The sequence below is a fragment of the Klebsiella sp. CN_Kp100 genome, from assembly GCF_040065315.1.
GTDB lineage: Bacteria > Pseudomonadota > Gammaproteobacteria > Enterobacterales > Enterobacteriaceae > Klebsiella > Klebsiella oxytoca.
In genome coordinates this window covers 287,421-294,085 of the sequence record NZ_JBEAIJ010000058.1, presented here as the reverse complement: position 1 = coordinate 294,085, position 6,665 = coordinate 287,421, and the positions used below count along the sequence as shown (strand labels likewise).

At 56.1% G+C, this 6,665-nt stretch carries 8 protein-coding genes; 2 read left to right on the top strand and 6 right to left on the bottom strand.

Annotated elements, in window-relative coordinates; translation table 11 throughout:
- Positions 1–352: 352 nt before the first annotated feature.
- Positions 353–823: a helix-turn-helix domain-containing protein gene (locus ABLV12_RS25930; protein WP_016808778.1), complete on the bottom strand. Its 471-nt coding sequence runs from the start codon at positions 821–823 to the stop codon at positions 353–355.
- A gap of 118 nt (positions 824–941) precedes the next feature.
- Entirely contained in the window at positions 942–2,135 is a 1,194-nt protein-coding gene (gene ydeE, locus ABLV12_RS25925) for an efflux MFS transporter YdeE (protein ID WP_064395836.1), read from the bottom strand.
- A 193-nt stretch (positions 2,136–2,328) separates the two neighbouring features.
- Here ydeE and eamA point away from each other — a divergent pair, with 193 nt between their 5' ends.
- On the top strand, positions 2,329–3,228 hold the full coding sequence (eamA, locus tag ABLV12_RS25920; RefSeq protein WP_064395838.1) for an O-acetylserine/cysteine exporter: 900 nt from the start codon (positions 2,329–2,331) through the stop codon (positions 3,226–3,228).
- 32 nt (positions 3,229–3,260) lie between these two features.
- On the opposite strand, the gene marB is transcribed toward eamA, so the two are convergent.
- Genes marB through marR form a run of 3 tightly spaced genes read right to left on the bottom strand, consistent with a single transcriptional unit; the run spans position 3,261 to position 4,343 of the window.
- Positions 3,261–3,479 carry a multiple antibiotic resistance protein MarB gene (gene marB, locus ABLV12_RS25915; protein WP_004102353.1) on the bottom strand — a complete coding sequence of 73 codons (219 nt, stop codon included), beginning with the start codon at positions 3,477–3,479 and terminating at the stop codon, positions 3,261–3,263.
- Between the two features lie 31 nt (positions 3,480–3,510).
- On the bottom strand, positions 3,511–3,891 hold the full coding sequence (gene marA, locus ABLV12_RS25910) for an MDR efflux pump AcrAB transcriptional activator MarA (protein ID WP_004102351.1): 381 nt from the start codon (positions 3,889–3,891) through the stop codon (positions 3,511–3,513).
- Positions 3,892–3,908: 17 nt separating this feature from the next.
- Positions 3,909–4,343: a multiple antibiotic resistance transcriptional regulator MarR gene (gene marR, locus ABLV12_RS25905; RefSeq protein WP_004102349.1), complete on the bottom strand. Its 435-nt coding sequence runs from the start codon at positions 4,341–4,343 to the stop codon at positions 3,909–3,911.
- Positions 4,344–4,603: 260 nt separating this feature from the next.
- Between marR and ABLV12_RS25900 the strand changes: the two genes are divergently transcribed.
- Positions 4,604–5,272 carry a MarC family NAAT transporter gene (locus ABLV12_RS25900; protein WP_004102348.1) on the top strand — a complete coding sequence of 223 codons (669 nt, stop codon included), beginning with the start codon at positions 4,604–4,606 and terminating at the stop codon, positions 5,270–5,272.
- Positions 5,273–5,344: 72 nt separating this feature from the next.
- Here the strand turns inward: ABLV12_RS25900 and ABLV12_RS25895 are convergent, their stop codons facing one another.
- Positions 5,345–6,544 (bottom strand): sugar transporter, encoded by a 1,200-nt coding sequence (locus ABLV12_RS25895; protein WP_023321061.1) that lies wholly within the window; start codon positions 6,542–6,544, stop codon positions 5,345–5,347.
- Positions 6,545–6,665: the final 121 nt, after the last annotated feature.

The window sequence follows — 6,665 nt, the reverse complement described above, 5'->3', positions numbered from 1 at the left end:
ACCCCGTTACACAAAATGCAGAGATGGCTTGCATAACGGGAGGTGTCCATATACGGGCAAGGCGCTTTGCGCCGCCCCGGAGCTCATCAGAGGCCACATTAGATATGGTTTCCCGGAGGCGATGCAGCGCATCTGTCCGGGCTACCGCATGCAGACGGCGATGGGCCCGTAGCCCGGGAAAGGCGCTTTGCGCCGCCCCCGGGAGCTGATCAGAGGCCACAGTGGATATAGTTTTCCGGAGGCGATGCGGCGCATCTGTCCGGGCTACAGCTTGCAGACGGCGATGGGCCCGTAGCCCGGGCAAGGCGCTTTGCGCCGCCCCCGGGAGAAGCGCGCACCATCGCTCAGTAGGTTACTTTCGCAGCAGCCGCTGCAGCCGCGCCTGACGCCAGTTTTTGATCCATTCGCCAAACACAAACAGGCGTAATCCTTTTACCGCCAGCAACGCCCCCCAGATGATCGCCACCCATGCGGACCAGTAGCTGTCCGCGCCGGTCAGCCAGTTCAGCACCGCCAGCAGGACGCAAACCACGACCGCCACGGTCAGTGAACGGTAAAAACGGCTTTCGCGTTCGACACGCGCTTTGGCTTCCTCAATGCGTAAATCCAGCGATTCGTCATGGCCTTCCGGCGAATCGCCGCTAATCTCGGCGACGTTAACTTCAAAGACTGCCGCAAGCGCGCTAAGGGTCTCCAGACCGGGGCGGTCCCCGTTCTCAATGCGCTGAATGGTCCGCACGCTCACGCCCGCCAGCTCGGCGAGCTGCTCCTGGGACCAGGCGCGCTGTAAACGTAATTGTTTAACCTGATTGCTACTGTTCATCGTGACTCTCTCCGGGTGAAAAACCTGAGATGGAGTATTGTTGAGCGGGCTGTCGGCAACCACGATCGAAACCCGACAGGGGGGCGACAGCAACCTGACAGCCGCACGGCGCCTGGGCTCAGGCGCGGGCGACCGCACTACCGTTCCACGGGCGTACGTTCATCCCACGGAAAATCATCAGCCAGGCGGCAATAATAGCGAGCATCAATATTGCAAACAGCGACCAGTGCGGCAGATGGGTCAGAATCGTCCCGGTCAGCATCGGGTTAAAAGCCGCTCCCAGCCAGCCCAGCGACTGGGCGGAAAAGTAGCTGGCCTTCATGCCCGGCGGAGCAATGTTATCGATCAGCATATATTCACCCGGCGCGTAGATCACTTCACCGAGCGTAAAGACGGTGGCAGAGAGGCCCCACAGCAGCAGGCTATTATCGGAAATAACAAAACCGCCCAGTCCGAGTACAAAACAGACCGTACCAAAGGTCATCAGCGGGCGAATATTACGCGCGGTGAGGCGACGGCCGACCGCGTACTGCAGCGCCACCACGACGGCGGCGTTGACCGGCAGTACCACGGCAACCACTTTTTCAGCAAAATCGCTGTCCGCTACCACCAGCACATACTGGGAAATACAGGAAGCGAAAGAGCCGCCGACGAATGACGCCAGCAGGCCGGAGAGCGTAAACCACAGTAGCGCACGATCGCGCAGCAGCACCGAAGGCGACCACTGGACCGCATTATCCTCAGCAATCGCGGCGCTGGTGCGCTGGACAAACAGCTGAATAAACACCAGCGGCAGCGCGGCGCAGCCCGCTGCCAGCCAGAACGGCAGGTTAATGCTGTACATCACCAGCAGAGTGCCGATCGGCGGTCCAACGGTCCAGCCAATATTAAGAAAGGTGTAGTTAAGGGAAAAAATCTGCGCCTTCTTTTCCGGCGACAGCACGTCGGCGAACCACGCTTTCAGGACGGTGGAGAATACCGAGTAGGCGCAGTTAATCAGCGCGAAGAAAAACACCACCAGCGCGACGCTATTGACCAGCGGAATAGCGATGAAACCGCCAATAAACGCCAGCACGGCGAGAGTCATATAGCGCTTTTTATCGAACTTATCGGCGAGAATGCCAAACCCCATGCTGAACAGTACCCCGACGATCAGCGCGCTCGACAGCGCATAGCCGATTTTATCCACCTCCAGCTGGTACTGTCGGGTGAGGTAGATCGTCATAAAAGGTAACGTTGCGCCGCGGCCTATCGTTAACAGCAACGACGAAGCCAGCAGCGCCGCCGTTGAGCGCCTGAGTGTCGGTATCATTTTTTCCTTGCCTGAAGTGATGTTATTTTTGTTGTCCCGATCACAAATAGCATGCTAACCGAAGCTTGTATAGTTCCCATCGGTGATGAAAAGCACGCCAGCGACCTACCGAAAATAATGATCTAGGCGGCGGACGAATTATTCTGTAGTTTGATTTTGTTCACAAAAAATCCAATAACAACCGAGGCAGGGTATGACGCGAAAAGACGGGTTGCTGGCATTACTGGTGGTGGTGGTATGGGGGCTGAATTTCGTGGTGATTAAGCTGGGGCTGCATAATATGCCGCCGCTGATGCTTGCCGGGCTGCGTTTTTTGCTGGTGGCTTTCCCGGCGCTGCTCTTCGTCGCGCGGCCAAAAATTCCGCTCACTCTGCTGCTGGGCTACGGTCTGACGATTAGCTTTGGCCAGTTTGCGTTTCTGTTTTGCGCGATTAGCCTCGGTATGCCTGCCGGGCTGGCCTCGCTGGTGCTGCAGGCGCAGGCCTTTTTTACCATTATTCTTGGCGCGTTTATCTTCGGCGAGCGTTTGCAGGCGAAACAGCTGGCAGGTATCGCACTGGCGATTTTCGGCGTCCTGGTGCTGGTCGAGGCCAGCCTCGGCGGACAGCATGTTCCGCTGGTGGGCTTTATGCTGACCCTGGCGGCGGCGCTGAGCTGGGCCTGCGGCAACATCTTCAATAAAAAAATCATGTCCCATGCGAGCCGGCCGCCGATTATGTCTTTAGTCGTGTGGAGCGCGCTGATCCCGGTGCTGCCTTTTATGCTGGCCTCCTGGCTTCTCGATGGTCCGCAGATCATGGCGGCAAGCCTGCTGCATATCGATGGGGTAACGATTCTGTCGCTACTGTATCTGGCGTTTGTTGCGACGATTGTCGGCTATGGGATCTGGGGTTCGCTGCTCGGTCGCTATGAGACCTGGCGCGTAGCGCCGCTGTCGCTGCTGGTGCCGGTGGTGGGAATGGCCAGCGCCGCCATGCTGCTCGGCGAAACGCTGAATAGCCTGCAACTGCTGGGGGCCGTGCTCATTATGGCCGGGCTGTATATCAACGTTTTCGGCCTGCGGATCGTGCGTCCGGGAATGGCGAGAGGATAAAAAAAAGCCCCGGTGACGGGGCTAAAGGGATTTTACAGGCCTTGCTGGTTGTAATAGGGTACGCCCAGTTCATCTGATTTATCACTGCCCGAAGCCATGTGATTGAAATCAAAAGGCGAATCATTATGCTCGGAAGGAATAATCATCGCATCCCGGTTGTTGTGGCGAACCGGAGTGGTGGTCTGCTCCGCATAACTCTGGCTGGAGACCAGCGCCAATAGCACGATGGCGGCGGAAGCGAATAGTTTCATGATTTCCTCAATACGTCTTTTTTGCAGGCGGTTAACAACAGTTGTTCAACGGGAGCAGGTAGCGCGACTCGCCCGGCACGTTAGTAATACGATACTGGTGCGGCGGAACATCGAAATAGTTTTTGAAAGTCCGCGTCAGCGTTTGCTGCGACTCAAAGCCATAGCGCTCGGCCAGGTATAAGATAGGCTCGTTGCTCTGCTTCAGCTTCTGCGCAATCTCGGTCAGTTTACGGCTGCGGATATATTGTCCCAGCGAGTGACCGGTCTCTTTCTTGAACATTCTTTGCAGGTGCCACTTGGAGTAACCTGAGCGCTCTGAAACCTTCTCCAGCGACAGGGGCGATTCCAGGTTATCCTCGATCCACGACAAAATACTATGGATAGTGATGGCGTCGTTATTGCGTCTGGACATCATCTTACCTCTTCTTATTACGACAGAACTTTTTTGAGCAGGCACTCAAGAGTGGCCACTTCATCCGTCGACAGATTTTTTGTTAGTTCCTGGTGCAATTTCTGACCCACAACCTGATGACACTGCTCACAAAGGGCTGCGCCGTCTGGCGTTAGCTGCACCAGTACGCCACGCTTGTCAGTCGGGTTGGGTAACCGTTCAATCCAGCCTTTACAGACCAGGCGGTCAAGCATGCGCGTCATGGCGCCCGGATCGACGGAAAGGACGGTTTTCAGCTCAACGGGGGTAATACACACTTCGCAACGAATGGAACAGAGCACCCGAAACTGGGTGGACGTAATATCCATCGGTGAGAGGTAGTCGTTGAGCAGGCGATCTTTTTTCTGGTTAACCATCTGGATCAAGCGTCCGAGGGGGATCATTTCGTTAAACAGGTCGCTTGTACTTTTCACGATGGTTGCCCAGGCAATGACTTAGTTGCGGGAGATATTATTGCCTAGGCAAATATAAGTCAACCTGATGAATAAGCCGATGCCACGATTTGCTAAAACGGATAGTTGTGATGCAGGTCACTCTATTTGGCGCGGTTGTCTTATGATTTATTGCATGATGGATACATTCTGCCGGGAACTCGCGCTACTCTGACAACCGACGCTATACTCGGCGCGCGTCATTTTTTGATAATCCAATATTTACAGGACTTTAACTCACTATGATGGATCTTTTTAAAGCGATAGGCCTGGGACTGGTTGTGATCCTACCGCTGGCAAACCCGCTGACTACCGTGGCGCTGTTCCTTGGCCTGGCCGGAAACATGAATAACGCCGAGCGTAACCGGCAGTCGCTGATGGCCTCGGTCTACGTGTTCGCCATCCTGATGGTCGCGTGGTACGCCGGGCAGGTGGTGATGAACACCTTTGGCATATCGATTCCCGGACTGCGTATCGCCGGGGGGCTGATTGTCGCCTTTATCGGCTTCCGGATGCTGTTTCCGCAGCAAAAGGCCCATGATTCGATGGAAGCTAAGCTCAAATCGGAAGAGCTCGAAGATGAACCGACGGCCAATATTGCATTCGTTCCCCTGGCGATGCCGAGCACCGCAGGGCCGGGGACGATCGCGATGATTATCAGCTCGGCGTCGACGGTGAAGCACGGAGCAAACTTCCCGGAGTGGGTCGTGCTGGCGGCGCCGCCGATTACTTTTGCGCTGGTCGGCATTATTCTGTGGGGTTGCCTGCGCAGCTCCGGAGCGATTATGCGTCTGGTCGGGAAGGGCGGTATCGAGGCGATTTCCCGCCTGATGGGCTTCCTGCTGGTCTGTATGGGCGTGCAATTCATCATCAACGGCGTGCTGGAGATTATTTCGACCTATCACGCCTGACGACTTTGCGTCGACAGGAAAAATAAAAAAGCCTGCCGTTTTGCAACCGGCAGGCTTTTTTTAGTCGAACGATCAGGAGTGATGCGGCTGATGGTCATCCAGCGAGATCGGCCAGCGGCGGAAAATCATCACCGCCCACATTAACGCGACGACGGCCGGGATCGCGCCGACATAGCCAATCGACGCCATCGACAGATGGGTACTGACCTGACTGCCCACCAGCGCGCCAGCGCCGATGCCGATATTAAAGATCCCCGAAAACAGCGACATCGCCACGTCGGTTGCATCCGGCGCCAGCGCCAGCACTTTAACCTGCATACCAAGCCCGATAATCATGATCGCCACGCCCCAGAAGACGCTCAGCAGCATCAGGTGGTTAGCGTTGTGCGAGGCGGGCAGCAGCAGTAGCAGACACGCCAGCAGCAGGCCAATCGCCGCATTGATTAATCCGGAAGCATGCAGGTTGCCGAGCTTACCAAACAGAATGCTGCCGACGATACCCGCGCCGCCCAGCGTCAGCAGCAGCACGGTCGCGAAGTTGCCGCTCAGGCCGGCGACCGTCTGAACGAACGGTTCAATATAGCTATAGGCGGTATAGTGCGCGGTCACCACAATCACCGTCAGTAAATAAATACTCAGCAGCGCAGGGCGGCGGAACAGCACCGGTAGGCTTTTCAGCGAACCTGAATGCTCGCTCGGCAGCCTGGGCAGCAGCTTGATCAGGCATACCATGGTGATCAGCGCTCCCAGGCCAATAACCAGGAAGGTGGTGCGCCAGCCAAAGTACTGCCCGACGATACGGCCGATCGGGATACCGAAAACCATCGCCAACGCGGTACCGGTAGCAATCAGGCTCAGCGCCTGAGCCCGTTTACCGGCTGGCGCCATACGAATCGCCAGCGCTGAAGTAATCGACCAGAATACCGCGTGGGCAAAAGCGATACCGATACGGCTGATCACCAGCACGTTAAAGTTCCATGCCAGGAACGACAGCACGTGGCTGGCGATAAACAGAATAAACAGGCCAACCAGCAGACGACGGCGCTCCATCTTGCTGGTCAACAGCATAAAGGGCAGCGACATCAGCGCGACGACCCAGGCGTAGATCGTCAGCATAATCCCCACCTGCGCCGTTTCCATGCCGAAGCTGTCAGCAATGTCCGACAGCAGGCCAACGGGCGCAAATTCGGTGGTATTAAAAATAAATGCCGCAATCGCAAGCGTGACTACGCGCAGCCACGCGACCTTGCGTGAAACCGTATTTGTCATCATAAGTTCAGGGCTGGTTACAAAGAGGAAAGAAGTGGCACGATCTTAAAACGATCGCTGCCTAAAACACAACCATTTTGTGATCTGAGTCTCATTTTTGGTTGAAGGAAAAACCTGAACCTAA